The organism is Synechococcus sp. R55.7, from assembly GCF_047461955.1.
Lineage (GTDB): Bacteria > Cyanobacteriota > Cyanobacteriia > Thermostichales > Thermostichaceae > Thermostichus.
Map to the genome: position 1 here is coordinate 4,727 of NZ_JANSIC010000151.1, position 1,404 is coordinate 6,130.

The 1,404-nt window shown below is 59.9% G+C and carries 3 protein-coding genes; all 3 read left to right on the top strand.

Going from position 1 to position 1,404, the window contains the following annotated elements; all coding sequences use genetic code 11:
* Positions 1-258 (top strand): twin-arginine translocase TatA/TatE family subunit (locus tag NW820_RS08810; RefSeq protein WP_414407275.1); only part of this gene is annotated, 258 nt, incomplete at its 5' end.
* Between the two features lie 33 nt (positions 259-291).
* Positions 292-522: a hypothetical protein gene (locus NW820_RS08815; protein WP_414407276.1), complete on the top strand. Its 231-nt coding sequence runs from the start codon at positions 292-294 to the stop codon at positions 520-522.
* 64 nt (positions 523-586) lie between these two features.
* Positions 587-1,404: formyltetrahydrofolate deformylase (gene purU / locus NW820_RS08820; RefSeq protein ID WP_414407277.1), on the top strand; the 818-nt coding region annotated here is incomplete at its 3' end.

Below are 1,404 nucleotides of genomic sequence, written 5' to 3' on the forward strand. Positions count from 1 at the left end.
GGGCCCCGCAAACTGCCGGAGATCGGTCGCACGCTGGCCAAAACCCTGCGCAGCCTGCAGGACGCTTCCAGAGAGTTCGAGGCGCAACTGAACAAAGAGGCCCAAGAGCTGGAAAAAGCCACCCGCGGGACAACGGCTGCCGCCCCTCCCAAGGTTTCCCGAACAGCAGTCACCGAGTCAGTTGCCGATACGCCCCCCCCAGAGACGGATCCCGTCCCATCCGTAGCCGACGACGCTCAAACCGCAGACGCTGCTTAGTCTATGCCCCGCTTTAACCCCCTTTGCTTCGGCATGGAAATTACGCGCTTGTTCGAGCAAGGGCAGTCCTACTTCGCTCCTGCCAAGGTGGAGACCTGGCTGCGGCAACATGGTCAGAACCCGTCCGACTATGAGATCTCGTTTCACCAGGAACTGCCCCCTGCCGGCTCTTCTGCGGCGATGTGGATTCGCATCGACCTAAAGCGTTGGGATGGCCAGCCGGTGGATCCCTGGCTGTTGGAAGCGATCAACCGGGTAGATTGAAAACGGCTTGCTCCGCAGTAAAACCCAGCCCTACGGTAAGAAGGTTGAGGCTTTTTGTCCACCTATGCCCAGTGCCACCCTGTTGGTATCTTGCCCCGATCAAAAAGGGTTGGTAGCCAAGCTCTCCAGCTTCATCTACAGCTACGGCGGCAACATCATTCACGCCGATCACCATACGGATCCCGAAGCAGGACTGTTCTTGAGCCGCATCGAGTGGGACTTGCAGGGCTTCCAACTGGAGCGAGGGGAAATTGTCCCCGCCTTTTCAGGCATTGCCCGTGGGATCCAAGCCAACTGGGAACTGCATTTTTCCGACACTCGCCGTCGCATTGCGTTGTGGGCCAGCAAGCAAAGCCACTGCCTTTTGGATCTGATCTGGCGGCAAAGGGCGGGAGAACTGCCCGCCGAGATCCCCTTGATCATCAGCAATCACCCCGACCTGGAATCGGTGGCCCGCTCCTTCGGTATCGATTACTACCACATCCCCGTTTCTCCAGAGGGCAAAGCCGCAGCCGAAGCCCGTCAGCTCGCTCTCCTGCAGGAATATCGAATTGACCTGGTGGTGTTGGCCAAGTACATGCAGGTCTTGAGTGGGTCGCTGCTCCGCCAAGCCCCGCCGGTCATCAACATTCACCATTCCACCCTGCCCGCCTTTGCCGGAGCCAACCCCTACCACCGCGCCCATCAACGGGGGGTGAAGATCATCGGCGCGACTGCCCACTATGCCACCGAAGATCTGGACGAAGGGCCGATCATCGAGCAAGACGTGGTGCGGGTCAGTCACCGCGATACCGTTGCCGACCTCGTCCGCAAAGGCCGCGACATGGAACGCCTAGTCCTGGCACGGGCAGTGCGGTATCACCTGGAGAATCGGGTGCTGGT